General features: G+C 71.1%; 25 protein-coding genes. 18 read left to right on the top strand and 7 right to left on the bottom strand.

The features are described 5' to 3' along the window. Positions 1 to 91: 91 nt before the first annotated feature. Both ACGFX9_RS23615 and ACGFX9_RS23610 read left to right on the top strand, forming a co-directional pair. Positions 92 to 916 (top strand): helix-turn-helix transcriptional regulator, encoded by an 825-nt coding sequence (locus tag ACGFX9_RS23615; RefSeq protein ID WP_393475245.1) that lies wholly within the window; start codon positions 92 to 94, stop codon positions 914 to 916. A 173-nt stretch (positions 917 to 1,089) separates the two neighbouring features. Beyond that, entirely contained in the window at positions 1,090 to 2,643 is a 1,554-nt protein-coding gene (locus tag ACGFX9_RS23610; protein WP_393475243.1) for a SpoIIE family protein phosphatase, read from the top strand. Between the two features lie 37 nt (positions 2,644 to 2,680). Here the strand turns inward: ACGFX9_RS23610 and helR are convergent, their stop codons facing one another. Further along, the gene (gene helR, locus ACGFX9_RS23605; protein WP_393475240.1) at positions 2,681 to 4,846 is read right to left on the bottom strand and encodes an RNA polymerase recycling motor ATPase HelR; all 2,166 of its coding nucleotides are present in this window, start codon (positions 4,844 to 4,846) and stop codon (positions 2,681 to 2,683) included. 401 nt (positions 4,847 to 5,247) lie between these two features. On the opposite strand from helR, the gene ACGFX9_RS23600 reads away from it, so the two are divergent. The 7 genes from ACGFX9_RS23600 (at position 5,248) to ACGFX9_RS23570 (ending at position 11,153) form a co-directional block, all read left to right on the top strand. Next, the gene (locus ACGFX9_RS23600; protein WP_393475238.1) at positions 5,248 to 5,652 is read left to right on the top strand and encodes a hypothetical protein; all 405 of its coding nucleotides are present in this window, start codon (positions 5,248 to 5,250) and stop codon (positions 5,650 to 5,652) included. Further along, entirely contained in the window at positions 5,649 to 6,425 is a 777-nt protein-coding gene (locus ACGFX9_RS23595) for a transcriptional regulator (protein WP_393475236.1), read from the top strand. The genes ACGFX9_RS23600 and ACGFX9_RS23595 overlap by 4 nt, the downstream gene beginning before the upstream one ends. Positions 6,426 to 6,507: 82 nt before the next feature. Then, complete coding sequence (locus tag ACGFX9_RS23590) at positions 6,508 to 6,900, top strand: roadblock/LC7 domain-containing protein (protein WP_393475233.1); 393 nt, start codon at positions 6,508 to 6,510, stop codon at positions 6,898 to 6,900. Between the two features lie 60 nt (positions 6,901 to 6,960). Then, positions 6,961 to 7,335 carry a hypothetical protein gene (locus ACGFX9_RS23585; protein ID WP_393475230.1) on the top strand — a complete coding sequence of 125 codons (375 nt, stop codon included), beginning with the start codon at positions 6,961 to 6,963 and terminating at the stop codon, positions 7,333 to 7,335. 151 nt (positions 7,336 to 7,486) lie between these two features. After that, positions 7,487 to 8,020 (top strand): 2Fe-2S iron-sulfur cluster-binding protein, encoded by a 534-nt coding sequence (locus tag ACGFX9_RS23580; RefSeq protein WP_393475227.1) that lies wholly within the window; start codon positions 7,487 to 7,489, stop codon positions 8,018 to 8,020. Continuing rightward, positions 8,017 to 9,012, top strand: a complete 996-nt coding sequence (locus tag ACGFX9_RS23575) for an FAD binding domain-containing protein (RefSeq protein ID WP_393475224.1) — start codon at positions 8,017 to 8,019, stop codon at positions 9,010 to 9,012. Before ACGFX9_RS23580 ends, ACGFX9_RS23575 begins: the two co-directional genes overlap by 4 nt. Positions 9,013 to 9,053: 41 nt before the next feature. Next, on the top strand, positions 9,054 to 11,153 hold the full coding sequence (locus ACGFX9_RS23570) for a xanthine dehydrogenase family protein molybdopterin-binding subunit (RefSeq protein WP_393475221.1): 2,100 nt from the start codon (positions 9,054 to 9,056) through the stop codon (positions 11,151 to 11,153). A 20-nt stretch (positions 11,154 to 11,173) separates the two neighbouring features. On the opposite strand, the gene ACGFX9_RS23565 is transcribed toward ACGFX9_RS23570, so the two are convergent. Together ACGFX9_RS23565 and ACGFX9_RS23560 are read right to left on the bottom strand one after the other, a co-directional pair. Continuing rightward, complete coding sequence (locus ACGFX9_RS23565; RefSeq protein ID WP_393475219.1) at positions 11,174 to 12,202, bottom strand: PHP domain-containing protein; 1,029 nt, start codon at positions 12,200 to 12,202, stop codon at positions 11,174 to 11,176. Between the two features lie 85 nt (positions 12,203 to 12,287). Next, positions 12,288 to 12,476: a hypothetical protein gene (locus tag ACGFX9_RS23560; protein WP_393475216.1), complete on the bottom strand. Its 189-nt coding sequence runs from the start codon at positions 12,474 to 12,476 to the stop codon at positions 12,288 to 12,290. A 250-nt stretch (positions 12,477 to 12,726) separates the two neighbouring features. Here ACGFX9_RS23560 and ACGFX9_RS23555 point away from each other — a divergent pair, with 250 nt between their 5' ends. Continuing rightward, a complete protein-coding gene (locus tag ACGFX9_RS23555; RefSeq protein ID WP_393475213.1) occupies positions 12,727 to 13,926 on the top strand; it encodes a PP2C family protein-serine/threonine phosphatase in 1,200 nt (399 codons plus the stop codon). A gap of 104 nt (positions 13,927 to 14,030) precedes the next feature. Beyond that, complete coding sequence (locus tag ACGFX9_RS23550; protein WP_393475210.1) at positions 14,031 to 14,486, top strand: DUF5709 domain-containing protein; 456 nt, start codon at positions 14,031 to 14,033, stop codon at positions 14,484 to 14,486. Between the two features lie 3 nt (positions 14,487 to 14,489). On the opposite strand, the gene ACGFX9_RS23545 is transcribed toward ACGFX9_RS23550, so the two are convergent. Both ACGFX9_RS23545 and ACGFX9_RS23540 read right to left on the bottom strand, forming a co-directional pair. Beyond that, positions 14,490 to 15,272, bottom strand: a complete 783-nt coding sequence (locus ACGFX9_RS23545; RefSeq protein ID WP_393475207.1) for an NAD(P)-binding domain-containing protein — start codon at positions 15,270 to 15,272, stop codon at positions 14,490 to 14,492. A gap of 115 nt (positions 15,273 to 15,387) precedes the next feature. Continuing rightward, on the bottom strand, positions 15,388 to 16,026 hold the full coding sequence (locus ACGFX9_RS23540; protein ID WP_393475204.1) for a HutD family protein: 639 nt from the start codon (positions 16,024 to 16,026) through the stop codon (positions 15,388 to 15,390). A gap of 351 nt (positions 16,027 to 16,377) precedes the next feature. Between ACGFX9_RS23540 and ACGFX9_RS23535 the strand changes: the two genes are divergently transcribed. Then, on the top strand, positions 16,378 to 16,980 hold the full coding sequence (locus ACGFX9_RS23535) for a DUF6417 family protein (protein ID WP_393475201.1): 603 nt from the start codon (positions 16,378 to 16,380) through the stop codon (positions 16,978 to 16,980). Positions 16,981 to 17,005: 25 nt separating this feature from the next. Here the strand turns inward: ACGFX9_RS23535 and ACGFX9_RS23530 are convergent, their stop codons facing one another. Both ACGFX9_RS23530 and ACGFX9_RS23525 read right to left on the bottom strand, forming a co-directional pair. Then, the gene (locus ACGFX9_RS23530; RefSeq protein ID WP_393475420.1) at positions 17,006 to 17,944 is read right to left on the bottom strand and encodes an NADP-dependent oxidoreductase; all 939 of its coding nucleotides are present in this window, start codon (positions 17,942 to 17,944) and stop codon (positions 17,006 to 17,008) included. Then, positions 17,944 to 18,342 (bottom strand): DoxX family protein, encoded by a 399-nt coding sequence (locus tag ACGFX9_RS23525; protein ID WP_393475198.1) that lies wholly within the window; start codon positions 18,340 to 18,342, stop codon positions 17,944 to 17,946. Before ACGFX9_RS23525 ends, ACGFX9_RS23530 begins: the two co-directional genes overlap by 1 nt. Before the next feature lie 501 nt (positions 18,343 to 18,843). Between ACGFX9_RS23525 and ACGFX9_RS23520 the strand changes: the two genes are divergently transcribed. The 6 genes from ACGFX9_RS23520 to ACGFX9_RS23495 all read left to right on the top strand — a co-directional run bounded on the left by ACGFX9_RS23520 (position 18,844) and on the right by ACGFX9_RS23495 (position 24,724). Continuing rightward, positions 18,844 to 19,485: a carbonic anhydrase gene (locus ACGFX9_RS23520; RefSeq protein WP_393475195.1), complete on the top strand. Its 642-nt coding sequence runs from the start codon at positions 18,844 to 18,846 to the stop codon at positions 19,483 to 19,485. Between the two features lie 54 nt (positions 19,486 to 19,539). Further along, a complete protein-coding gene (locus ACGFX9_RS23515) occupies positions 19,540 to 21,111 on the top strand; it encodes a SulP family inorganic anion transporter (RefSeq protein ID WP_393475192.1) in 1,572 nt (523 codons plus the stop codon). A gap of 151 nt (positions 21,112 to 21,262) precedes the next feature. After that, the gene (locus ACGFX9_RS23510; RefSeq protein ID WP_393475189.1) at positions 21,263 to 21,430 is read left to right on the top strand and encodes a hypothetical protein; all 168 of its coding nucleotides are present in this window, start codon (positions 21,263 to 21,265) and stop codon (positions 21,428 to 21,430) included. 92 nt (positions 21,431 to 21,522) lie between these two features. Continuing rightward, positions 21,523 to 22,749, top strand: a complete 1,227-nt coding sequence (locus tag ACGFX9_RS23505) for a hypothetical protein (protein ID WP_393475186.1) — start codon at positions 21,523 to 21,525, stop codon at positions 22,747 to 22,749. Between the two features lie 140 nt (positions 22,750 to 22,889). Beyond that, complete coding sequence (locus ACGFX9_RS23500; protein ID WP_393475184.1) at positions 22,890 to 23,447, top strand: hypothetical protein; 558 nt, start codon at positions 22,890 to 22,892, stop codon at positions 23,445 to 23,447. Next, positions 23,444 to 24,724, top strand: coding sequence for an MFS transporter (locus ACGFX9_RS23495; protein ID WP_393475182.1), 1,281 nt, complete (start codon positions 23,444 to 23,446; stop codon positions 24,722 to 24,724). The genes ACGFX9_RS23500 and ACGFX9_RS23495 overlap by 4 nt, the downstream gene beginning before the upstream one ends. Positions 24,725 to 24,920: the final 196 nt, after the last annotated feature.

The raw sequence follows: 24,920 nt of genomic DNA, 5'->3' as shown, positions 1-24,920 counted from the left end.
TGCGCCGGGCGGCCGGGAGCAGCCAGGAGTCCCCTCTTCCTGGGACTGCCGGTACCAGGAAGATCCGGGCGGCGCGGTGCACAGTGGTGGCATGGCGAGCACGGAGTTCGGGCGGATGGTGCGGCGGTGGCGCGACCGGGTCCGCCCGGAGGCGGCGGGGCTGCCGGCGGGCGGTCATCGGCGCGCGGCCGGGCTGCGCCGCGAGGAGCTCGCGATGCTGGCCGGGATCTCGGTCGACTACGTGACCCGCCTCGAACAGGGCCGGGCGACCAACCCGTCGGAGCAGGTGGTGGAGGCGCTCGGACGGGCGCTGCGGTTGTCCTCGGCCGAACGTGAGCACCTGTTCCACGGCGCCGGGCTTGTGCCACCGGGGCAGGGCACGGTCCCCGCGTACATCACGCCGAGCGTTCACCGCATGCTGGACCGGCTGACCGGGACGCCCGTCGCGGTCTCCGACGCGTCATGGATGCTGCTGCTCGCCAACCCGCTGTACACGGCGCTGATGGGCGAGCGGCACGGCCGCGACCGCAGCGGCGCGTGGCGCGCCTTCCTCGGCTCGGGCGGCCGTGTCCGCCACACGTCGCAGTCGCAGCTCGCGCTGGAGACCGCGGTCGTCGGCGACCTGCGCGCGGCGGCGAGCCGGTACCCGGCGGATCAGCGGCTGCGGCGGCAGATCGCCGAACTTCGGTCGCGCAGCGAGCGGTTCGCCGAGCTGTGGGACTCCGGCGCCGTGGGCCGTCACGAAGCGTCCCGCAAGACCGTCGACCATCCCGAGGTGGGCCCCGTGACGCTGGACTGCGACGTCCTCAGTGTCGCGGGCAGTGACCTGCGCATCATGATCTACACGGCCGAACCGGGCAGTCAGGACGCCGAACGCCTCGAACTCCTCGCGGTCCTGGGCTGTGCGGGTGTCTGATGTGACCGGCAGTCCCAATGGGGCACGTGTTCTGTGTGGAGCTTGCAGGAGAGAACAACCGCGAACCCTTCGGGGGCAAAAGTCCGGAAGCCCCCGGGATATGACATCTGGTGTGCTGCAATATCCGTCATCTTGACTGGTGTTGGAAGCGAAGCGAGGCACCGATGATGTCAGTGGAATCTCTGCAGGGCTCCGGCGACCAGCAGGGGTTGTTCCGGGGGCTGGTCGAATCCTCGCAGGACGCGATCCTCATGAAGACCCTCGACGGGCAGATCATGTTCTGGAACGCGGCCGCCCAGCATCTGTACGGGTACACGCCCGACGAGGCCGTCGGCAGCCACGTCCGCATGCTCGTGCCCCCCGAGCTCAAGGACGAGGAAGCCGAACTCCTCGAACGGATCGCCGGCGGCGTACGCATCGAGCACTACGAAACCCGCCGCACCGCCAGCGACGGCCGCATCCTCGACATCGACGTCACTCTCTGGCCGATCCGCACCCACGACGGCTCCATCACCGCCGCCTGCTCCATCATGCGCGACATCACCGAACGCAAGAGAGCCGAGGCCGAACTCGCCGAACTGTATGCGCAGCAGCGGCACATCTCGCTGGCCCTCAACCTGATGGGGGCCTCCAAACAGATCCCCGGTGCGCGGGCGGCCAGCCGCTATCTGCCCTCGACACAGGGACAGGGGGTCGGCGGGGACTGGCTCGACCTGATCGACCTGGGGGCCGGGCGGGTCGGGGTGTTCGTCGGCGACGTGATGGGGCGCGGCCTCGACGCGGCCGTGGTCATGGGCCAGTTGCGCTCCGCGGCACGCGCCCTGGCCCTCGCCGGTCTTCCGCCCTGTGAACTGATGCAGGCACTGGACGCGTTCGCGCGCGATCTGCCCGAACCATTCGTCACCTGCGTCTACTTGCAGGCCGACCCGGCCCAGGGCGAGGTAACGGTGTGCTCGGCCGGTCATCTGCCGGTCCTCCTCATCGATCCGGACTCGGGGGTCCACGAGCTGCCGGTACCGACCGGCATCCCCCTGGGAGTGGGCGGAGTGCCGCATCAGCAGGTCCACCTCCCCCTCCGGGCCGGAACGACCCTGGCCCTGTACACCGATGGGATGGTCGAGACCTCCAGCAGCGACATCGACCTCCAGCTGAAACTCCTGACCAGCACGCTGGAGGACGTCTTCGCCACGGCCGACAGCCTTGAGGACGCCGCCGACCGCGTCCTGCGTACGCTGCTGCCCGACACCGACACGTACGCCGATGACGTGACCCTGCTGCTCGTCAACTTCCCCACGGCCCCGCTGGACACCGCGGAGGCGGGCCTGGCACGCGAGGCGGTCTCGGTTCCGGCCGGGCGGCGCTTCCTCCGGGAGAAGCTGCGGGAATGGGGCCTCACGGCGCTGAGCGACAGCGCGCTCCTGCTGGCGTCGGAGCTCCTGACCAACGCGTTCCGCCACGCCGAGGGACCGCTCAACCTGCGGGTGTGGCACAGCGTCCGCGAACTAGGCGTGGAGATCAGCGACCACAGCACGCCCCGGCCACGGGCCCGGCTCGCCGAGGACACGGAGGAGAGCGGCCGTGGGCTGATCCTGGTCGAGGCCCTCGCCGATGCCTGGGGCACCCGGCCCACCGCCGCCGGCAAGAACGTGTGGTTCACCTTGCTCATCCCGCCGGCCGTCACCGGGGCCCAGATTCCGGAAGCACCGGACACCGCCCTGGCTTCGTGACGTTCGGTACGTTCCCTGGGCGGGGTGCCCGGAGAGGTCAGGAGCTGGTGAGGACCACGAGCTGTTGGGTCGCCCTGGTCATCGCGACATAGCGGTCGACCGCTCCCTCGATGCCGTCGCCGAACGTCTGCGGGTCGATGAGGACGACCAGGTCGAACTCGAGCCCCTTCGTCAGCTCCGGGGCCATCGAACGGACCCGGGGAGTCGCCCGGAACGTGGGGTCGCCGATGACGCAGGCGATCCCCTCGGCGTGCGCGCCGAGCCAGGTGTCGAGGACCGAGTCCAGATCCGCGACAGATCCGTGTACGACGGGGACGCCGCTGCTGCGGATCGACGTCGGCACGTTGGCGTCCGGGAGAACGGCCCGGATGACCGGCTCGGCCTGCGTCATGACCTCTTGCGGCGTCCGGTAGTTGATGCTCAGCGACGCCACGTCGATCCGGTCGAGTCCGGCCCGCTCAAGACGTTCCTGCCACGACTCCGTGAACCCGTGCCTGGCCTGGGCGCGGTCCCCGACGATGGTGAAGCTCCGGGACGGGCAGCGGAGCAGCAGCATCTGCCACTCGGCGTCGGTCAGTTCCTGGGCCTCGTCCACCACGATGTGCGCGAACGGTCCCGCGAGCAGGTCCGGGTCGGCGCCGGGCAAGGCGGTGTCGTCGATCAGGCTGTCCTGCAAGTCCCGGCCGCGCAGCATCGTCACCGCGCCTTCGCCGTCGTCGTCGGCCTGGAGCAGGTTGTCGATGACACCGGCCATGCGCTCGCGTTCGGCGGCGACCGCCGCGCTGTGCCGCTGCTCGCGCAGGGACGCCTCCGGGTCGCCGAGCCGCTGCCGTGCCGCGTCGAGGAGCGGCAGGTCGGACACCGTCCAGGCCTGCGGATCCTCCTTGCGCTGGAGCTTGTGTACGTCGTCGGGGCTGAGCCAGGGGGCGCACAGCCGCAGGTAGGCGCGTACCGACCACAGGTCTCCGACGACGTCTGCCGCTTCGAGCATCGGCCAGGCCCTGTTGAGCGTCGTACGCAGTTCCCTGTTCTGCAGCAGCGACTTGCGGAAGAGGTCGGCCGATATCTCGCCGTCCTGCTTGTCCAGCAGGATCGCGACCAGTTCCTCCCAGATCTGCTCGCGCGCCTCGTTGTGCGGGGTGCCGGGCTCCGCCGCCGCGAACGCCTCGGCCCAGTCGTCCGCGCTCAGCCAGCTGTCGGACCAGTGGGTCTCGACCGTCATGCCCTTGGTGGGCGGCTCCTCGTAGAACCTGACGGCGGCCTCGATCGCCTTCACCAGGTCAGCGGAGGACTTCAGGCGGGCCACCTCCGGGTCGGGCTCGGTCGTCGCCGTGGCTCCCTCGGTGACGAGGTCCCGCAGGGTGCAGGTCTGCACGCCTTCCTCGCCGAGGCTGGGGAGCACGTCGGCGACGTAGGCGAGGTAGGACTGGTGCGGGCCGACGAACAGCACGCCGCCCCGGCGGTGACCGAGGCGGGGGTCGGAGTAGAGGAGGTAGGCGGTGCGGTGCAGGGCGACGACGGTCTTTCCCGTGCCGGGACCGCCGTCGACGACGAGCGCGCCGCGGGATCCCGCACGGATGATGGCGTCCTGGTCGGCCTGGATGGTGCCGAGCACGTCGCGCATCCGGGGCGAGCGGCTGCTGCCGAGGCTGGCGATGAAAGCGGACTGGTCGTCGAGGGCGGCGTGCCCTTCGAACCCGTCCGCGGTGAAGACCTCGTCCCAGTAGTCGCTGATCCGGCCGTGGGTCCAGCGGTACCGGCGGCGGCTCGCCAGGCCCATGGGATTGCCGTGGGTCGCCCCGAAGAACGGTTCGGCCGCGGGGGAACGCCAGTCGAGCACCAGCCGGCGTCCCGTGCTGTCCGTGAGGCCGACCCGTCCGACGTACACGGGCTCGGGATCGTCCGCACTGACCATGTGTCCGAGACACAAGTCGAGGCCGAAGCGGCGCAGGGCGCGCAGGCGCGTGGTCAGCTGGTGGACCTCCACGTCCCGGTCCATCGCCGCCCGGCCTTTGCCGCCGGGCGCCTTGAGCGTCGCGTCAAGCCGGTCGGACAGGTCGGCGACGGCATCCGCGAGGCTCTCCGCGATGGCCGCGAAGTGCCGCTCGTCGCCGGCGATCAGCGTCGGGTCGGCTTTGGCCGAGAGATGGTCGGGAAGGTCGAAAGCGCTCGACGACCCATGAACCGACGACAGCAAACTCACTTGGTGAATCCCCCATTTTTTTTCCGCGAGTTCCGGCTACGGTGAGCGATTGTGCGGTACTGCGGGGGCCTTGCCGCAAGCCCCCCTGTGCGCTATAAGTTGAAAGTGGCAAGAGGTGGGTACTCCCCCTTGCCCCCTTCGCCCGCTGCGGTCGGGCCCTCCTCGGTCACCTCTTCGACACATCCGGCATGCCGCGACGCCCCCAGAGGCGAACGGTCATTCAGCCGACCCATTCGGTCACTCACGGGCAGGCCCGGAGCATCCGGTGACCCGAACGCGTCGGTCTCGCGCATGTTCCCCTGGAAAATGCCAATCCTCCTCAGAACCCTCACAGCCTTACGTACCTTCCTCGGCACGGGCGGTGGGGACCGCCCAGTCTCACTCTGGGGAAGGGAGGCCGCGTGCCCGGAATCGATGAGTGTCTGCTCGAAGCGATGACACTGCCCGGCGCACGTGGGGCCGCGATCGTCGACTGGACCAGCGGGCTCTCGCTCGGTTCGGTCGGCGAATCGCCCAACGGCGACCACGAGGCGACCGCCGCCGAGACCGCGGAGGTGGCACGGGCTGCGGCCGAGTACCAGGCCTTCGCTCCCGCCGACGCACAGTGGGATGAACCGGACGGCAAGGGGATTCCCGTCGAGGACCTGATGCTCACCACCCGGACCGGCTTCCACCTGATCCGTTTCGTGGAGACCACGTTCGACAGCAGCGTCTTCCTGCACCTCTGGCTCGACCGTGACACCGGGAATCTCGCGCTCGCCCGCATCCGGCTGCGTGATCTCGCCGACCGGCTGGTGCTGGTATGAGTACCGCTTCGCCCCCCGTCGCCACCTCCCCCATGCTCCTGCGGCTGGCCGAGGAGGAGGCCACCGGCGCGCTCCTGCGCGACCAGGGAGTCCTCTATCTCTCGCAGGGACGCGTCGTGCACGCCGAGAGCCCCGCGGCGCCCGGCATCGACGTACTGCTGACCACCGGCGGCGTGCTGCCCCCGCAGGGCTGGCAGGACGCCCTTTCGCAGGCGGGGTCCCACAACGCGGTCGGGCAGCATCTGATCGACAGCGGCCGGGTGACCGCGGGCGAGCTGGAGATGTGCCACCTCGGCGCGCTCTTCGACGCCGCGTTCTTCGTCCTCGCTCCGGGCAAAGGCGCCACCCGGTTCCGTTATGGCGTCGCCCACTGGCTCGGGCGTCTCCATCCCGTACCGGCCGCGGTCGTGGCCCGTGAGACGCGGCGCCGCCGTGCCCTGCTGGACAGCGTCTGGCCCGACGCGGTGATCGACACCGCCCCCGTCATGGCCCGCACCGCCGCCCCCGGCCAGAAGGTCGGCTGCCGTCAGCGCGCCGTCCTGCGGCTCGCCGACGGCAGTCGTACGCCGACACAGATCGCCTGGGAACTGGGCCGCCCGGCGTTCCACACCCTCCTGGAGGTCCGACGCCTTGCCGCGGCCGGCCTCGTAAAGACGCCACGGCCACCCGAACCGGTGGCGTCCCCCATCCCTCTGTGGTGCGTGGAGTCCTCCACGGACCCGGACATCGCCCTGCTCCGCCGGCTTCGCGACGCCCTGGAGGCGAGCCCGTGACGTTCCGCTCCGCTCACCGGGCCGAGCACCGGCCCTCATGAAGCTCTTCGCGCTCTGGAAGCGCGCCGAGAGGAGACACCTGATGGGTGCCGAAGCCGACGTACTGAGCGAACTGCGACGCCTACGAACCCGGATACCGCAGCTCAGGGGCGCGCTGGCGGCCAGCGTCGACGGTCTGGTGCTCGCCCAGGACGCGACGGACGTGGAGGCCGAAGGCGTGTCGGCCCTGACCGCGGCGGCCCTTGGTGTGGCCCTGCGCCTGTCCGAAGCAACCCACCAAGGCGACTTCCGCGAACTGCTCATCCGAGGTGAGCACGGATACGTCGCCACGTACGCCGCCGGTGCTTCGGCCGTCCTGACACTCCTGGCCGAGCCCCGCATCAACGTGGGCCGGCTGCACCTGGAGGCCCGCCGCTCCAGCACCTGTATCGGAGAGCTGGTCGACGCCGCCGTCGAACGAGCGGAGGAAGGCTGATCCATGCCCCCCACCCCACCCTCACCACGGACACCCGGCAGACGAAAAGGAAGCAAATTCATGACGAACACCGAAACCGCACTCAAGGAAGCCACCACCTCGATCGAGGGAGTCATCGGCGCCGCCCTGGTCGACTACACGAGCGGCATGGCCCTCGGCACGCTCGGCGGCGGCAAGGACCTCGACCTGTCCGTGGCCGCGGCGGGCAACACGGACGTGGTCCGCGCCAAGCTGCGCACCATGGAGATGCTCAACCTCAAGGACGAGATCGAGGACATCCTGATCTCCCTCGGCAGCCAGTACCACTTGATCCGCCTCATCAAGGGGCGCAACAACAACGGCCTTTTCCTCTACCTCGCCCTCGACAAGAACCGCGCCAACCTGGCCATGGCACGCCACCAGCTCAAGCGGATCGAGGCGGACATGGACGTGTGAGCCGGCCTCACGATCGGCGGCGCCGCGCCCCCTGAGGGCGCGGCGCCCATGAGCCGCCCGCGCTAACCCGGCATGCCGGAACGGTTGTCCTGACCCAGGCTGGATACACGGTCACATCCCCGACCGCGTACCGACCAGGGAGCAGAGCACCATGGGAACCGACGTGTTCCACTCGCAAGTGCGCCTCACGGTGAACGGCGAGCCACGCCACATCACCGTCGACCATCGCTCGACGCTGCTCGACGTTCTGCGTGAGCAGCTGGATATGACCGGCGCCAAGAAGGGCTGCGATCACGGCCAGTGCGGTGCCTGCACCGTCCTCGTCGACGGGCGCCGCGCGAACAGCTGTCTGCTGTTGGCCGTCGCCCACGAGGGGTGCGACATCACCACCGTCGAAGGACTGAGCCCCGCCGACGGCCAGGGCCCCCACCCCCTTCAGCGGGCCTTTGTGGAACGTGACGCCTTCCAGTGCGGATACTGCACTCCTGGGCAGCTCTGCTCGGCGGTCGGCGCCATCGCGGAGGCCGCGGCGGGCAGCGCCTCGCATGTGACGGATCCGGGCGCGGCCACGGGCGCGCCCGTGGAGCTGACCCCGGAGGAGATCCGCGAGCGGCTCAGCGGCAACCTGTGCCGCTGCGGCGCCTATCCGCACATCGTCGAAGCGGTCGGGGACGTGGTCCGGTGAAATCCTTCATGTACGTACGCGCGCACAGCGTCGATGAGGCGACCGCGGCCCACGCCGGGCGCCCGGCCTCCCGCTATCTGGGCGGCGGCACCAATCTCGTGGACCTGATGAAGCTCGGCGTGGAGCGGCCGGGCACGCTGATCGACGTCAGCAGGCTGCCGCTGGACGCGGTGGAGGAGCTCCCCGACGGGTCCGTGCGCGTCGGTGCGACGGTCCGCAACAGTGACCTCGCCTCCCACCCGCTGGTCCGCGACCGCTACCCCGTCCTCTCCCAGGCGCTGCTCGCGGGGGCGTCGGGCCAGCTGCGCAATGTGGCCACGACCGGCGGAAACCTGCTCCAGCGCACCCGCTGCCCCTACTTCCAGGACCCGTCCAAGCCCTGCAACAAGCGCGAGCCCGGCAGCGGCTGCGGCGCACGCGACGGCGTCCACCGTGACCACGCCGTCCTCGGCCACTCGCCGCAGTGCATCGCCACGCACCCTTCCGACATGGCGGTGGCCCTCGCCGCGCTCGACGCCCAGGTGGAGTTGCAGGGCCCGCGGGGACGGCGCACGCTTCCGGTCACCGAGTTCCACCGGCTGCCCGGTGACCGCCCGGAGCAGGACACCGAGATCGCGCCCGGCGAACTCATCACCGCCGTCGTGCTCCCGCCCACGGCCGCGGGGCTGCCCAGCGCCTACCGCAAGGCCCGCGACCGTGCCTCGTACGCCTTCGCGCTCGCCTCCGTGGCCGTGGTCCTGCACGTCGAGGACTCCGTCGTACGCCAGGTGCGCATCGCGTTCGGCGGGCTTGCCCACCGGCCCTGGCGCGCCGTGCGGGCCGAGCGGGAACTGCTCGGCGCCGCGCCGGGCGACGACGCGTTCCTGCGGGCCGTCGACGCCGAGCTCTCCGCCGCCGAACCGCTGCGCGACAACGCCTTCAAGGTGCGCCTCGCCCGCAATCTCGCGTGCGACGTCCTGCGGCGCCTCGCCGACTCGTCCCCCGCCTCCTGACCCAGACCCCGCACCGCACCGCAGCTTTCAGGGAGAAATCCATGCCGGACAACGCCGTCAGCGCTCTCGGGGCGCCCGAGGAGCGCAGGGAAGGCCCCGACAAGGTCACCGGCGCCGCCCGCTACGCCGCCGAACACACCCCCGAGCGGTGCGCCTACGCCTGGCCTGTCCCCGCCACGGTCGCGCGCGGCGAGGTCACCGCCGTCGACGACAAGGCGGCTCTTGCGGTACCCGGCGTCGTCGGTGTCCTCAGCCACCTGAACGCGCCGCGTCTGACCGAGCCGGAGGACCCGACCCTCGCCGTGCTCCAGAACGCGCGCGTCCCGCACCGGGGCTGGTACGTCGCCCTCGTCGTCGCCGACACCCTGGAGGCGGCACGCGAAGGCGCCGGTGCCGTCCGGATCACGTACGCCGAGAAACCCCACGACGTCACCCTGCGGGCCGACTCCTCCGACGCCTACGTCCCGGAGGACTCGGACGGCACATCGGGAGAGCACACGCGCGGCGACGCCGAGAAGGCATTCGCCGCCGCGCCCGTCAGAGTCGACGCCACCTACCGGGTCCCGCCGCTGCACAACCACCCCATGGAGCCGCACGCGGCCACCGCCCACTGGCAAGGCGGCCGGCTGACCGTGCACGACTCCAGCCAGGGCGCGACCACCGTCCGCGACGTCCTGGCGAGTCTGTTCTCGCTCTCCAAGGAGCAGGTCACCGTCGTCTCCGAGCACGTCGGCGGCGGCTTCGGCTCCAAGGGCACGCCCCGCCCGCACGTGGTGCTCGCCTCCATGGCCGCCCGCGCCACCGAGAGGCCCGTCAAACTCGCCCTGCCGCGGCGCCAGTTGCCCGCCGTGGTGGGCCACCGCTCACCGACCGTGCAGCGGCTGCGGCTCGGGGCCGAGGCGGACGGGACCCTGACCTCGGTGATCCACGAGGTGACCTCGCACACTTCTCGTATCAAGGAGTTCACCGAGACGGCCGCCGCCGCCACCCGGGTCATGTACGCCTCCCCGCACGGCCGCACCACCCACAAGGTCCTGCCGCTCGACGTGCCGAGCCCCTCCTGGATGCGGGCACCGGGCGAGGCGCCCGGCATGTACGCGCTGGAGTCGGCGGTGGACGAACTCGCCGTGGAGCTCGGCATCGACCCCGTCGAACTGCGGCTGCGCAACGACACCCAGACGGAACCCGACAGCTCCAAGCCCTTCAGCAGCCGTCATCTCGCCGAGTGTCTGCGCGAGGGAGCCCGCCTCTTCGGCTGGTCCGAGCGCGACCCGCGCCCCCGCTCCCGCGCCGAAGGGCCCATCCTGGTGGGCAGCGGGGTCGCCGCCGCGACCTATCCGGTGACGGCCATGCCGTCCCGGGCGAGCGCACACGCCTACCCGGACGGAAGCTACGTGGTGCGGGTCAACGCCACCGACATCGGAACCGGCGCCCGCACGGTGCTCGCCCAGGTCGCGGCCGACGCTCTCGGCGTCCCGGCGGCCTCCGTGCGCGCCGAGGTCGGCAACAGCGACCTGCCGGACGCATCGCTGGCGGGCGGCTCCTCCGGGACCGCTTCCTGGGGGTGGGCCGTCCACGAGGCCTGTACGCGACTTGCCGCGCGCCTGTCCGGGCAGCGGGGGCAGCAACTGCCCCCGGAGGGCGTCGGCGCCACCGCCGACACCGAGGGCACCGCCGACGCCGAGAGCGATTACGCCCGCCACGCCTTCGGCGCCCACTTCGCCGAGGTCGGCGTCGACACGGTCACCGGCGAGGTCCGCGTGCGCCGGCTGCTCGGCGTCTTCGCGGCGGGGCACATCCTCAACTCCCGCACCGCGCGCTCCCAGTTCATCGGCGCGATGACGATGGGCCTGGGGATGGCGCTGACCGAGGGCAGCACGATGGACGCGGCCTTCGGCGACTTCGCGGAGTCCGACCTCGCCGCCTACCACGTCCCCGCGCACGCCGACGTACCCGTCCTCGAGGCGCACTGGATCGACGAGGACGATCCGCATCTCAACCCCATGGGCAGCAAGGGGATCGGCGAGATCGGCATCGTCGGGACGGCCGCGGCCATCGGCAACGCCGTGCACCATGCCACCGGAGCGCGCCTGCGTGAACTGCCGCTCACGCCGGACCGCGTGCTGGCAGCCGTCGAGTGAGTCCGCAGGAGCACGGCCCTTCAGGAGGCGGTCCGTGACCGGTTCTCCCCCGTCCAGGCCAGTAGCTCGTCCGCCGTCCAGGTCGTCACCACGCGCTCGGCGGGCACCCCGCACTCCTCGGCCCGCGCGCAGCCGATCACCTGCCAGTCCAGCTGGCCCGGCGCGTGCGCGTCGGTGTCCACGGAGAACAGGACTCCGGCGTCCAACGCTCGGCGCAACAGCCGACGCGGCGGGTCGAGCCGCTCCGGCCTGCTGTTGATCTCCACCGCCGTGCCCGCGGCGGCGCACGCGGCGAACACCTCGTCCGCGTCGAACTGCGACTCCGGCCTGCCGCGTCCGGTGACGAGCCGGCCGGTGCAGTGCCCCAGCACATCGGCCCGGGGGTTGCTGACGGCGGCGACCATGCGCCGGGTCATCGCGGGGGCGTCCATGCGCAGCTTGGAGTGCACCGACACGACCACCACGTCGAGCCGGTCGAGCAGCTCGGGCTCCTGGTCGAGGGAGCCGTCGTCGAGGATGTCGCACTCGATGCCGGTCAGCAGCCGGAACGGGGCCCAGCGCTCGTTGAGGGCGGCCACCACGTCCAGCTGTTCGCGCAGCCGCTGGGGCGAGAGGCCACTCGCCACGGTCAGCCGTGGCGAGTGATCGGTGAGCACGGCCCACTCGTGGCCGATCTCCCGGGCCGCTTCGCCCATCTCCTCGATGGGGCTGCCGCCGTCGGACCAGTCGGAGTGCAGGTGGCAGTCGCCCCGCATGAGCGCCCGCAACCCGCTGCCGCCCTCCACGATCGGGGTCTGTGCCTCGTCTTCGAGCCGCTCCAGATACCCCGGCACGCCACCGGCCAGCGCCTCACGGATCACTCCGGCGGTCTTGGGGCCGATTCCCTTCAGCGATTCCAGGGACTGGTCCGCGACACGCCGCTCGGCCTCGCCGTCGGCCAGCTCACCGACCACGGCGGCTGCGGTACGAAAGGCCCGCACGCGGTAGGTCGGAGCACGGCCGCGCTCCAGCAGAAAGGCGATGCGTTCCAGCGCCTGCACGGGATCCATCGGCACCTCCGGCCGCCGGTCTCGCTGTGGACGGCGTACGTGTGCTTCCAGCGTCGCCCACACAGGGCCGAGGGGCACGCCCGCGCTACGCCGGTTCGGCGGCCGGGGCGTCCGGCTCGTTCGGGACGACCGTGATCGGCCCCCGGAAGTCGAGGACGTCCTCGGCTCTCTGCTGGGTCTCCTCCGCGGCCTTGCGGGCTGTCGCGAGGACGTCTCCGTGCTCCTGCACGAGGGTGTCGTAGATCGGCGCCTGAACAGCGTCATTGGCTGGCATGACCAGCAGCTCCTTGGGTGTGGCTGTATTGGTTCTCTTCGGCCGCACGACGGCCGGTCCGCGACCTTACGCGTCGATCGCGGGGCGCCGCCGACCGGGGTCGACCGCTGAGACCAGCCGGACCGGTGCCCTGGGGAGACCCTCGTACGCCGGAAATCCGTTGTGCGTACGCGAGATGCGTATCCCACCCACCGGAACGCGGGCGGAATCCGGTGCCCGATGTGAGACTGCAGTGAGGCGGTGATCACATATGGCGAGCGAGCCCAGGAAGCCCGGCCCCGGGGAGCAACTGTTCGAGCAGCTGCTCTCCGCGGCGCACGCGGCGGCTCCGATGGACCTTCCTGTCCTGGTGCAAAGCTTCGCCGAGGCCGTCGGGCTCGACTGGATCGAGGTGTACCTGGTCGACCTGCAGCAGCGGTCCCTGGTGCCGCTGACGAACGGACCGGCCGTCCTCGGCGTGGACAACACCATCGCCGGTTCGGCCTACCGGGCCCACGCGCTGCGCATCGAGGAACTGGACGAGGGCAGGATCACGGCCTGGCTGCCCCTGATCGACGGTGCCGAGCGCCTCGGCGTCATCGGTGCCACGGCGTCGGCCATCGACGCCGCGCTGCTGCGGCGCTGCCGCATGCTGGCCTCCATCCTGGCCATGGTGATCACCTCGAAGCGGTCGGCGAGCGACAGCTACGCGCGCCGGACACGGTCCGAGCGCATGCAGCTACCCGCCGAGATGCTCCGGGCCTTCCTGCCGCCCCGGACCGTCGGCAACTCACGGGTGATCTCGACCGCCGTACTCGAACCGGCGTACGAGATCGGCGGCGACGCCTTTGATCACTCCCTGACCCAGTCCACCCTGCACGTGGCGATCCTGGACGCCATGGGCCACAACCTGGCGTCGGGTCTCACCACCGCCGTCGCGCTGGCCGGCTGCCGCAACGCCCGCCGCGCCGAGGCGGACCTGCCCGAGCTCGTCGACACCGTCCACCGGACACTGTCCCGGTGGCTGCCAGAGCAGTTCTGCACGGGGATCCTCGCCCAGCTCAACCTGGCCGAAGGATTGTTCCGGTGGTGCAACTGCGGGCACCCGCCGCCCCTGCTGATCCGGGACCACCGGGTGCTGGACCGTGCGCTGGAGCGGCCGGCCCAGCCGCCCATCGGCACGCCCGCCGTACTGGCCGACGTGAGGTGGGACATCCACGAGGAGGCACTCCAACCGGGTGACCGCGTGCTGATGTACACCGACGGCGTCACCGAGCTGCGGACCAGGGACGGCGACGAGTTCGGCCTCGAGCGGTTCACCGACAGCATCATCCGGGCGACCGCCGCGGGCGAACCGGCGCCGGAGGCCCTGCGTCAGCTCATTCACTCCATCCTCGACCGGCAGGACAACCAATTGCGGGACGACGCGACGCTGTTGCTCCTGGAGTGGCGGCCGCCGGAAACGTGGTGACCGAACGGCGCCTGCCGGTAGGTGTGCTCTGGATCAGGGTGGAAACACGCAGAACACCGGCATCAGCACCGGCAACGCGCCGCGCGTGAAGGAGGACGAGGACCATGGAGAGCGACGAGGTCATGGGCGACGAGGTCTACCAGCCCGACGCGGACGAGGTCCGCGAGGACGAGGGCATCCTCGACGCGGAGGACACACTCACCGACCTCGCGTCGGATCCGTACGACGAAGGCTGGTCGCCACCCGAGCGACCCCTCGGTGTGGGCCATACCGGCACGACCGCCCAGGAGCAGCAGGAGGGCGAGAGCCTGTCGGAACGGCTCTCCGAGGAGCGGCCCGACCCCGCGCTCGAGGTTCCCGACCCCGTAGAGGGCGACGACGTCATCGACGAGACGTTGACCGATACCGAGGGCGAACCGATTGACGAGACAGAGGTGGCGGATGCCGACGCCGAGCGTCTGCTCGCCCCGGACGAAGGCGCCAGCAACGACCCGGAGGACGACGCCGAACACGACATGATCGGCGAGGACATGGGCATCGACGAGGGGGCGGCCTCGTAGGGCTCAGGGGGATCGGCGCCTGAGGTCGGCCAGCAGCGCGTCCAGGGCGTCTCCGAGCGCCGCACGGTTCGGATCGAACCACGTCGTGCGGATCCGTTCGTTGATACCGCCCGGCGTTTCGTGGCTCGCGGCGATCTGCGGCAGGTCCCTGGTCTCGTCCCCCAGCGGGTGCGCCACGTTCCGGAACAGGTCGCGGACATAGCGGTCCGCGTCCTTCGCCTCCAAGCCCTGCCGGGAGGCCCAATCGGCGAGCGTGGACAAGTACGCGTAGTGCGAGGTGAAGGTCGATGTCAGCGCGGAGAACACGTCGAACGCGCCCTCCGCGGGCGCGACGAGGGACCCGCCCAGTGCGCCGAACAGGGCTTCGGAGACCGGGTGTTCCGGGAAGGTGACGGTGATCGAAGAGCGGCGGCTGACGGCGGGCAGCGGTATCGCCCTGATCACCGGCCCCGAGTGACCGAGCAGGTCACGGAGCTCGTCGACGGCGACACCTGCCATGAGGCTGATGACGACAGTGCCGGGCACAATCGTGAGCGAGGTCAGGGCCTCGCTCCGATCCTGCGGTCGTACGGCCACCATCACGACGCCGGCTTCGTCGGCCACGGCTTGGTTGTCCGTGCACACGCGTACGTTGGGATAGCGGCCGGCCAACTCGGCACCGACGCGGGCCCCTCGTGGGGACAGCAGAATCCGCGGCGGGCTGTCCACGCCCTCGCACAGACCGCTCACGATGGCGTGGGCGATCTCGCCCACGCCGATGATCCCGATCGGCCCTGCTGCCGTCATCCTCGCTCCTTGGTCACGGCGCACCCGATGCGCAAGTCCCTTGCCCACAGGCGCAGTTACGCCTCGTATATCTCATGCATCTCATGCATCTCATGGGCATCGTAGACGCAAGGGATCAGGGGGATGTCGTCGACGCTGTCGCGTCAGGAGCCTGCCTCTCGACGCGCACGCGGGCCACGGACGCGCCCTGAAGGTCGAGGTGCGACTCGGCGACACCGGGGAGGATGGTGTCGAAGCGCTCCAGTCGCCGGCCGCCGAGCCGGACGGTGCCGTCGAGTACCACCAGGGCGGTGGCGGACGCGGCCGAGACCGGCAGCTGCGCGTCGCCCCGGAGAAGGTCAAGGCTGCTGCTGATGCCGGTGCGTGCCATGAGGTTGAGCGCCTGTGCCCTGCCGTCGACAGCGGTGGTGGCCACCGTGGAGTCACCGGCGAACGAGACCACTTGGGTGTACCGCAGGTCGTGCGCGACCCCGTCGATGGACAGCCGCAGGGGCACGGGCGCGGCCGACATCAGATGGCGCTCCATACCCGGGAACGGTGAGAAGGGCCCGGTGTCCTCGATGTCCGCGAGGCTCAGCCGCCACGCGGTCACCCCCGGGTCGCCGGCGGCGGGCTCACGGTGAATCTCACGCGTCCAGCCTCGCCCGTTGGCCCACCGCTGTGGTGCGAGGGTGGCCACCCGGATGACGCGAGGGGCGTCGTCGTCCGCCGAGGCGTTTCCCGGCCCTCCGGAGAGCGGTTGCGGTGTGGGCATGTCGGGCTCGTCTCCTCCCGGTCGGGCTCGGCGGAGCGCGTCATACGTCTGCCGGTGGCCGGACCCGTCCGCCCACACCCTAAGACGCGGGCGAACGGGCAGGTGAGGGCGCCCCGGCGAGTCGGGCATGTTAGGCAGACACGGCAGGTCGCATCAGGGCAGGCGCATGGCGAGGCACCCGGCCAAGTGACAGCGCACGAGGACATGACCCGGCGCCCGGCCCCCGCAACAGCGCCGTAGCCACCCTCATTTCGGGGGGAGTACCCCTCAACTGACCCCACGGAGGCGGCCCTCCGCGCTAGCGTCGCCGCACCCCCGCTGTTCGGCGGGGGAGGTACGGGAGGTGCAGGGATGGGGCGCTCGGCCGCGCATGACGAGCTGCTGCGGCGCGTGGCCGCCGGTCAGGGCACGACCGACGGCTGGGCCACGGCCGCCGCCGGGCTCGACGAGCGCGTCACGGCACCCCTGGTACGGCTTGGACTTGCCCGGGTCGCACCTCCGGAAGACCAGGCGGAGCTCTCCGCGCAGGCCGGCCGTCCCGTGCTGTGGGCGGTGCAGCTAACGGATGACGGGTGGGATGTGCTCCTCTACGCGCAGGCGCGGGCCACTTCGGCGGCCTTCGAGGCTCCCGTACCGGGCCTGCAGAAGGTGGCCCTGCGCCGCTCGGATCTGGACATAGTGAAGCGGTTCCTCGCGGTGGGCGGACGCCTGCGCCGACCCCCCGCACCGGGCCTGGAGGCGGCCGTTGACGCGGCTCGCTACAACGCCGCCTCCAACCGGTGGATCGTGTACGTGAACGGTGAGCAGATGCGGTCGATGGCGCGGGCCTTCTTCCTTGAGCGGCTCGCTGGATCAGCCGCCCCCGGCAACCGTTTCGCCCGCGTCTACGGAGAGATCTATCCGCCTCGGCGCCTCTCCCCCGCCCGCGAGCCGGAGCACGGCGAAGCACGCTAGCCGGCCGCCGTCCCGGCGCCTCTCCTCACACTCCCTGCCCCACGCGTCCCGTATGCGCGGGAGAGTCGACCACCAGCACGAGCTTCCCGCGTACGTGACCGCCCTCGCCGAAGCGGTGCGCTTCCGCCGCCTCGGTGAGCGGGAAGGTCCGCGCGATCGGGAGCGAGAAGCGCCCGGCGTCGATCAACCCGCCGATCTCGGCGAGCGCGTGGAGCGCGCGGCCGGCGTCGCCGCTGCTGAACTTCACCCCGTACTCCTGCGCGCCGCCGAAGTCGGCGATCGTCACGACGTGCTCCGGGGCACCCGCGAGCCCGATGAGCTCGGGCAGGACGCCGCTGCCTGCGACGTCGAGCGCTGTGTCGACGCCGTCAGGCGCGAGCGCGCGAACCCGCTCCACGAGGCCCTCGCCGTAGGCGACGGGCTCGGCTCCGAGCGAGCGAAGGTAGGCGTGGTTCGCCGGACCTGCGGTGCCGATCACGCGCGCGCCGCGTGCAACGGCGAGCTGAACCGCGGCGCTGCCGACGCTTCCGGAAGCGCCGTTGACGAGCAGCGTGCTGTCACTCACGACGCCGAGCTGGTCGAGCGCACGCGTGGCCGTCTCGATGGCGGCCGGCAGCGCGGCGGCGCCGGGGAAGTCGAGCGACGGCGGGACCGGCGCGTAGTGGGACAGCACCGCCAGCTCCGCCTGGGCCGCCCCCTCGGCGGAGAAGCCGAACACGCGATCGCCGACGGAGACATCCGTGACGCCCTCGCCCAGCTCGTCGACGACGCCCGCAGCCTCGTAACCCATGGTCTGCGGGAGCTCCTTGTCCATCAACCCCTGGCGCTTCATCCAGTCGCTCGGGTTGACGCCGGCCGCGCGCACCGCGATCCGGACCTGGCCGGGCCCCGGGTGCGGATCGGGGAGGTCCACGATCTCAAGGACCTCCGGGCCCCCGAACTGGTGGAAGCAGACGGCCTTCATCATTCACCCCGAGCTTCGCCGCGCGCCTCGCCCGCCCGCGCGGCCACCCCGCGCGCCCACATCACCAACGGCACCTGAAGCGGCAGCCGGGCCAGGGCCGCCGTCCTCAGGGGTGCGGGGCGGTCGCGCCAGTCGAACGCCATCTGGACGTTCGCGGGGAAGACGCCCACGAAGAAGGCCGCCGCGGCACGGGCGGCGGGGCGCCGGGTGAGGGGCAGGGCGATACCGGCCGCCAGGGCGAGTTCGACGGCTCCGCTCGCGTACGTCCAGGTGCGGGGATTGCCGGGCAAGGCGCGCGGGATCGTGGCGTCGAACGGCTTCGGCGCGGCGAGATGCAGCGCTCCCGCGCCGGCCAACAGCCCGGCGAGCAGCAGCGACGAGCGGTCGGTGCGGGGCATGGGGTCTCCAGGTTCGCTGTGACGGATGACCTGCTGCCGGGCGATGTTACTGGAGAGTCAGCGATATCGGGCCGGCCGAAGCCCGCATGGTCCACCTCGCAAAAGAAGCAGACGTCACTCGGTGTGGGCAGGCCGCCGTGCGGGCACCAGGGGGCGCGCACGACAGACGAAACCGGCCATCGACAGGGGCTCGGAACGCGACAGGAAACGGAATGCCCACGGGCGCTCCACATGATCTCCACGCGATCTCTGCCCAACGGTTGAGAGTTGGACAAGTTCCCAGCTCGGGGGCGTTTATTACTCAATCTTTGGCAGAATTTTGCCCTGTCATCAGAGGTTAATGTGATGGCAAAGTGGGAGACACGGCAGCCGTCCAGGCTGTCTCCCCGGGGCGACGAACGGCCCGCTGTCACTCAGCGGTCCTCGCCGCCTCACTGTCACCATCGACCCGACCACACCGCGTCCCGGTTTCCGCCGCGAAGACGCAGGAGGCAGGCCACCATGAAGTCCCTGATCGACAACGCCCGTTCCTTCGCCGCGACGCATGTCGCGGACCCCCAGAACTCCGAGGCCTTCGAAGCCCTCAGAGCGGGGCAGTCCCCCCAAGCCCTGTTCATCACGTGCTCCGACTCGCGCGTCGTGCCGGCCCTGATCACCGGAGCGCGCCCCGGCGAGCTCTTCGAACTCCGTACGGCGGGCAACGTCGTACCGCCCTACCCCGGTGCCGTCGACGTCACCGGGAACGGCCACCCCATGAGCGAGGCGGCCACCATCGAGTACGCGGTGTGCGTGCTCGGAGTCCGCGACATCGTCGTCTGCGGACACTCGCACTGCGGCGCCGTGGGCGCCCTGGTGCGGGGTGAGGACCTGTCAGCCGTGCCCGCCGTGCGCGACTGGCTCGAGCACTCCGTCGGCCCCGACGCCGCGCTGCGCTCGTCGCCCCCTGCCTCGCCGGACGTGGCGGAGGCGGTGCAGGCACATGTGCTCGAGCAGCTGGAGCGGTTGTGCGCGTATCCCTGTGTGAAGGAGCGGACCGACGACGGCTCGCTCACCCTGCACGCCTGGTACTACGAGGTGCACACCGGCAACGTCACCGCCCAGCACCCGTCGTCCGAGGGCCGACCGGCGTTCGGTCCGTTGTGAGGGCCGCCGCGCCCCACCGTCCGGCCCGCTCCCACGACAGGACCCCCCACCCTCATGTCCTCCTTCCTCTCCCCACTCCGCTCCCCCTTCAGCGCGCTGCGTGAACCGGGCGTCCTGCGCAAGGACTTCCTCGCCTCGCTCGTCGTCTTCCTGGTCGCCCTGCCGCTGTGCGTCGGCGTGGCGGTCGCCTCCGGAGTACCCGCCGAACTGGGCCTGGTCACCGGCATCGTCGGCGGCCTGGTCGTCGGCTGTCTGCCGGGCAGTGCCCTCCAGGTGAGCGGCCCCGCCGCCGGACTGACCGTGCTCGTCTTCGAGGCGGTACAGGAGTTCGGGCTCGCCATGCTCGGCGCGATCGTGCTGCTCACCGGCGCGCTGCAGATCGCCCTCGGCCTGCTGCGCTGCGGCCGGTGGTTCCGCGCCATCTCGGTGTCCGTCGTCCAGGGCATGCTGGCGGGCATCGGACTCGTACTGATCTTCGGTCAGCTCTACACCATGGCCGGGGCCGAACAGCCGCGCTCCGGCATCGACAAGATAGCCGGGCTGCCCGGGCTGCTTGTCGACGTGCTCGGTGACACCGCCTCACTGACCGCCGCGGCCGTGGGAGTCGGCACCATCGCCGTGCTCGTGCTGTGGCCGAAGCTGCCCGCGGCCGTGCGCGTGGTGCCCGCTCCGCTGGCCGCCGTCGCCCTGGCCACCGCTGTGACGGCCGGATTCGGCCTGGACGTCGCGAACGTGACGGTACGAGGCCTCGTCGACGCCATCCAGCCGCCGGGGCTCGGTGACCTGGCGGCCCTGGGCAGCGTCGCCGTGCTCGGCACGGTCCTGGCGTTCACTCTGATCGCCTCCGCCGAATCCCTGTTCAGCGCGGCGGCCGTCGACCGCATGCACGACGGTCCCCGCACGCAGTACGACAAGGAGCTCGTCGCCCAGGGCGTCGGCAACACGGTCTGCGGTGTACTGGGTGCCCTGCCGATGACCGCGGTCATCGTCCGCAGCTCGGCCAACGTCGAGGCCGGTGCCCGCACCCCGCTCTCGCGCATCCTGCACGGCGCGTGGCTGCTGTTGTTCGCCGTGCTGCTGCCGACCGCACTCGGCATCATCCCGCTGGCGGCGCTCGCCGGTGTCCTGGTGCACGCGGGCTGCAAGCTGATCCCCGTCAAGGAGATCGTCCCGCTCGCCCGTGCCCATCGTGGCGAGGCCGTCGTCCTCGCCGCCACGGCGATCGCCATCGTGGTGACCAACATGTTCGAGGGCGTGATCCTCGGACTTGTCCTCGCGGTGGTCAAGTCCGCCTGGGAGACCTCCCACATCAACGTGGATGTCCGGGAGCTGACCGGTGGCCGCCTCGTCGTGACCCTGACGGGCAATGCGACGTTCCTGCGGCTGCCGCGCATCCTGGAGACGCTGGAGGCCCTGCCCAAGGACAGGCCCATAGAGCTGGACCTGACCGTCGTACGCCACTTGGACCACGCCTGCCGTACGACGCTGGAGAACTGGGCGAAGCGGCACAACGACAGCGGCACGGAGGCGGTGCGCATGAAGGTGTCTCCGGTGGCCGGTTCCGGGGCCGAGAGCCCCTCGGCCGCCTCGGCCGCCTCGCCCGCGGAGACGGGGACGCGGCACTGATGCCGGGCGTCCACTCTCACTGAGGCCAGGCGTCCACCCATACCCGCCGTCTGCCGCCCGCCCCGGCGGCAGACGGTGCGGGCTCGTTGGCATGCCGACTATTGCCAATTAGCGAAACATCGAAACAGCGAACACCTGTGGAGGTTTCATCATGGAGCAGCTCATCAAGCGCATGACCGAGGAGTCGGTGTGGCAGAAGTGGGTCGCAGCCAACTCGGCCACGGCAGGCTCCGGGCAGGGCTCGAAGGACGGCTGTATCAGCTCGGCGCCCAAGAGCGGCTGCATCAGCGCCACCGGCAAGGGCGGCTGCATCTCCTGAGCCGCTGATGTCGCGGGGCCGCCGCCGCACCCGTCGCGGCGGCGGCCCCGCGCCCCGCTCCTCCCCCACGCCCCGCCTGCACCGGAGCCGCCTTGAACCGCCTGCCGAGCGCCGACGTCCTGGACCGCGTACGCGACATCCCCCTCTACCGCGCCTCCGCCGAGCGCGGTGACTTCCCCGTCCTCGAGAAGCCGGACATCGCACGGGGCTTCCCGGACAACTGGATGACACCTGAGCTGGCCCGTGCCCTGGAGACGGGCGAGGCCGAGTTCGTGCTCTCCACCGGGACCAACCACGCCCGCATGCAACTCATCCGGCCCCCGTACTTCCTGCTCCGCTCCTACTACCGGCTGTGGAGCGAGCACCCCGAACTCGGTCCCGCCTGGCACACGGGGGCCCGGCGCGTCTCACTGACCACGGTCCTCGCCACCGAACACGTGGCACGGGTCAACGCCCGTAAGCAGGACGGGACTCCGGGCGAACGGTGGCTCGACGGCCGCACCCTCTACCTCAACCGCCAACTCGACCCGGCCAGTTGGGAGCGTCCGGAGGTCGAAAGGATTCTCGCCGAGATCCGGGAGGTCAGCGCCGCGCACCCCGACGGCTCGTATCTCCTGGACTGCTCCGGCTACCACCTCGCGCATCTGGTCCGCAAAGTCACCGAGTGGGACCTGTGGGACGGCTTTCCGCAGCCGACCGGGATCGTCCACGCCTACGAGTACACGCCGCTGAACGTCCGCTCGTATCTGCGCGCCCACTTCGACTGCCCCGTGGTCGACCTCTTCGGCAGCACGGAACTCGGCTACCTCTTCTACAGCGATGCCGATGGCCGCTACCAGCCCTATCTGGACGGCATGAGCGTGGAGTTGATCCCGGTGGAGCCGGGCAGCGGCATCCACAGCCTCATCGTCACCAGCATCCGCAATCCCTACATGCCGCTCGTGCGTTACCGGTCCGGCGACTGCGTCCGCACCCGCGACGGCAGCACCGACCCGAAGCAGATCGTCTCCTTCTGCGGCCGCGAGAAAGAACTGCTTCCCACGCCCGGCGGGCCCGTCGCCCAGGCCGATCTCGATGCCCGCATCGCCGCCGTCTGCCCCCGCGTCTTCCTGCACCAGCTACATCTGACCGGTGATGACCAGTGCCGACTGTGGTGCACGACGTTCGACGGCACGCCACTGACGGCCGACGAGGAGAGCGAGTTGGCGGCTTCCGTCAGCGTCCTGACGGGCCGCTCCTGCCGCGTGGAGCACCGCGCCCATGTACCGATCGGACGCTCGGGCAAGTACGCGTGGCTGGGCGCACCGGACGCCGTCTGAACCGGGCCACAGATCCGACAAGCCAGTACCGCGACGCCGGTTCCGTTACGCACGCGGCCAGTTGCTCCGCGCCGCCCGCATCACCCCACCCCGCACAGCCAGTTACTGCCCCCTGCGCCAACCGCCGACAGGACCCCGCCATGCACACACCTGCCGCACCCGCCCCTTCGGCCGCCGAGAAGGCCCCCACCGCCGAGGGTCTGCTCGGCACCGCTCTGCACGAGGAGGTGGTGGCGCACTTCGCGGCGAAGCCCGGTGCTCCGGCCGCCTCCGTCGTGACCCACCAGGTCCGCGAGTGTCTGCGCTACCTCTACCTGGTCTCACGCCATCCCGACCGGCTGGCCGGCCTCTTCCTCCCCGTCGAGCAGGACATCGACGAGATCTGGCACTACCTCATCCTGCAGACCCGTGAGTATCGGCAGCTGTGCGAACAGCGGCTGCCCGGGGGTCACTTCATCCACCACCGCAGCATCTCGTACGACGCCTACCAGGCGGATCCGGGGCGTGAGACGGCCGCCGAAGAGGCGCTGCGGTGGATTCCCCTCTACACCGCAGCGTTCGGGCCGTTCGATGAGAACGCCCTGCCGCACTGGACCGTCGTACGTTTCCTGCACGACGAACTGGACCTGTCCCTGGCGCAGATCGCGGACCTGGTCGCGGCCGAGGAGCCCCCCGCGTCCGCGCACGCGCCCGCATGACCCACGTCGTCACGCGGGCCGGGGACGAGGCGTCGCCCCGCGTGCTGCGGCGCGTCCTCGGCGTACTCGTCCTCTCGCAGGCGCTCGGCGGCGCGGGTATGGCGGCCGGCATCACGGTCGGCGCGCTGCTCGCCGAGGATCTGCTCGGCTCCGCGGGCCTGGCAGGACTGCCGACCGCACTGTTCACCGCGGGGGCCGCCCTGGGAGCCGCGGTCATCGGCCGGGTCTCGCAGCGCTTGGGGCGGCGCCCCGGCCTTGCGCTGGGTCATGGCATCGCGGCGCTCGGCAGCGCGGGGGTGGTGGCGGCGGCCGCGGGCCAGTGGGTGGGGCTGCTGCTGGTGTCGCTCTTCGTGTACGGAGCGGGTACGGCGACGGGGCTGCTCGCACGGTACGCGGGCGCCGACCTCGCCCCGCCGGAGCGGCGCGGTCGCGCCACCGGCACGGTACTGCTGGCCACGACGCTGGGTGCGGTCGCCGGTCCCAACCTCGTCGGCCCCACCGGTGAACTCGCGTACGCCTGGGGGATTCCACGGCTGGCAGGCCCCTTCCTGCTGGCAGCGCTCGCCTACGCGGCCGCGGGGCTTGTGCTGCTGGTGTGGCTGCGCCCTGACCCGCTGTTCCTGGCCCGCGTCCAGTCACCGCGCGAGGCGACAGCGGTACCTGCGCCTACGACACCGTCACGGGCTGCCGCAACGGTGCCTGTAGCGACGCCGCAGCAGCGCTTCTCCCCCGGCGTCGTCACGGGCGCCACCGTGATGATCACCGCCCAGCTGGTGATGATCGCCGTCATGACGATGACGCCCCTGCACATGACCGGGCACGGCCACAGCACGCAGGCCGCGGGGTTCGTCATCGCTCTGCACGTGGGCGCCATGTTCCTGCCCTCACCGCTGAGCGGCCTGCTCGCCGACCGGATCGGCCGACTGCCCGTGGCGGCCGCCTCCGGAGCTGTCCTGCTGAGCGCGGGCATGCTCGCCGCAGCCGCCCCGCCGGACAGTGTGCCGCTGCTGTCCTGCGCCCTGGTCCTGCTCGGTGTGGGCTGGAACCTGGCCCTGGTCAGTGGCACGGCCTTGATCACGGACGCCGCCCCGGCCGACAACCGCGCCTCGGTACAGGGATGGGTCGACGTCGGCATGTCGCTGGCGGGAGCGACGGGCGGTATGGCCTCGGGCCTGGTGGTGGCGGGCGGCGGCTACCCGCTCCTGGCGATGGCGGCAGGGACGCTGGCCGTGGCGGTGATCCCTGTGGTAGCCCTCCGGACAGCCACGCCCCGCTGACAAACAGTCAAGCCGCCTCACTGCCACGGCCGTTGTGTCGGCGTGAATGCGACACCCGCCCTCCTGTCCGGCAGCGGCGCCGGTCTTGTTCACCGCTCCCTTCCAGGCGACCATTTCGCTCGGCGCACTCCTGGCCGTCGGGGGTTCCGAGCGACTGCAAGACGGTGCCGCCCGGTCGAACCGCGCCACCAGGCCA

The organism is Streptomyces sp. NPDC048436, assembly GCF_043200355.1.
In the GTDB taxonomy this organism is placed as follows: Bacteria; Actinomycetota; Actinomycetes; order Streptomycetales; family Streptomycetaceae; genus Streptomyces.
Note: the sequence above shows the minus strand (reverse complement) of the source record. Positions and strands in the feature narration are given on the sequence as shown.

Excerpts from the sequence above, each read along its gene's own strand:
- ACGFX9_RS23555 (WP_393475213.1), top strand. The coding sequence starts at position 12,727 with ATGGCGAGCGAGCCCAGGAAGCCCGGCCCCGGGGAGCAACTGTTCGAG.
- ACGFX9_RS23580 (WP_393475227.1), top strand. The coding sequence starts at position 7,487 with ATGGGAACCGACGTGTTCCACTCGCAAGTGCGCCTCACGGTGAACGGC.
- ACGFX9_RS23550 (WP_393475210.1), top strand. The coding sequence starts at position 14,031 with ATGGAGAGCGACGAGGTCATGGGCGACGAGGTCTACCAGCCCGACGCG.
- ACGFX9_RS23590 (WP_393475233.1), top strand. The coding sequence starts at position 6,508 with ATGGGTGCCGAAGCCGACGTACTGAGCGAACTGCGACGCCTACGAACC.
- ACGFX9_RS23520 (WP_393475195.1), top strand. The coding sequence starts at position 18,844 with ATGAAGTCCCTGATCGACAACGCCCGTTCCTTCGCCGCGACGCATGTC.
- ACGFX9_RS23615 (WP_393475245.1), top strand. The coding sequence starts at position 92 with ATGGCGAGCACGGAGTTCGGGCGGATGGTGCGGCGGTGGCGCGACCGG.
- ACGFX9_RS23570 (WP_393475221.1), top strand. The coding sequence starts at position 9,054 with ATGCCGGACAACGCCGTCAGCGCTCTCGGGGCGCCCGAGGAGCGCAGG.
- ACGFX9_RS23560 (WP_393475216.1), bottom strand. The coding sequence starts at position 12,476 with ATGCCAGCCAATGACGCTGTTCAGGCGCCGATCTACGACACCCTCGTG.
- ACGFX9_RS23540 (WP_393475204.1), bottom strand. The coding sequence starts at position 16,026 with ATGCCCACACCGCAACCGCTCTCCGGAGGGCCGGGAAACGCCTCGGCG.
- ACGFX9_RS23595 (WP_393475236.1), top strand. The coding sequence starts at position 5,649 with ATGAGTACCGCTTCGCCCCCCGTCGCCACCTCCCCCATGCTCCTGCGG.
- ACGFX9_RS23510 (WP_393475189.1), top strand. The coding sequence starts at position 21,263 with ATGGAGCAGCTCATCAAGCGCATGACCGAGGAGTCGGTGTGGCAGAAG.
- ACGFX9_RS23530 (WP_393475420.1), bottom strand. The coding sequence starts at position 17,944 with ATGAAGGCCGTCTGCTTCCACCAGTTCGGGGGCCCGGAGGTCCTTGAG.
- ACGFX9_RS23535 (WP_393475201.1), top strand. The coding sequence starts at position 16,378 with ATGGGGCGCTCGGCCGCGCATGACGAGCTGCTGCGGCGCGTGGCCGCC.
- ACGFX9_RS23545 (WP_393475207.1), bottom strand. The coding sequence starts at position 15,272 with ATGACGGCAGCAGGGCCGATCGGGATCATCGGCGTGGGCGAGATCGCC.
- ACGFX9_RS23495 (WP_393475182.1), top strand. The coding sequence starts at position 23,444 with ATGACCCACGTCGTCACGCGGGCCGGGGACGAGGCGTCGCCCCGCGTG.
- ACGFX9_RS23500 (WP_393475184.1), top strand. The coding sequence starts at position 22,890 with ATGCACACACCTGCCGCACCCGCCCCTTCGGCCGCCGAGAAGGCCCCC.
- ACGFX9_RS23515 (WP_393475192.1), top strand. The coding sequence starts at position 19,540 with ATGTCCTCCTTCCTCTCCCCACTCCGCTCCCCCTTCAGCGCGCTGCGT.
- ACGFX9_RS23565 (WP_393475219.1), bottom strand. The coding sequence starts at position 12,202 with ATGGATCCCGTGCAGGCGCTGGAACGCATCGCCTTTCTGCTGGAGCGC.
- ACGFX9_RS23525 (WP_393475198.1), bottom strand. The coding sequence starts at position 18,342 with ATGCCCCGCACCGACCGCTCGTCGCTGCTGCTCGCCGGGCTGTTGGCC.
- ACGFX9_RS23585 (WP_393475230.1), top strand. The coding sequence starts at position 6,961 with ATGACGAACACCGAAACCGCACTCAAGGAAGCCACCACCTCGATCGAG.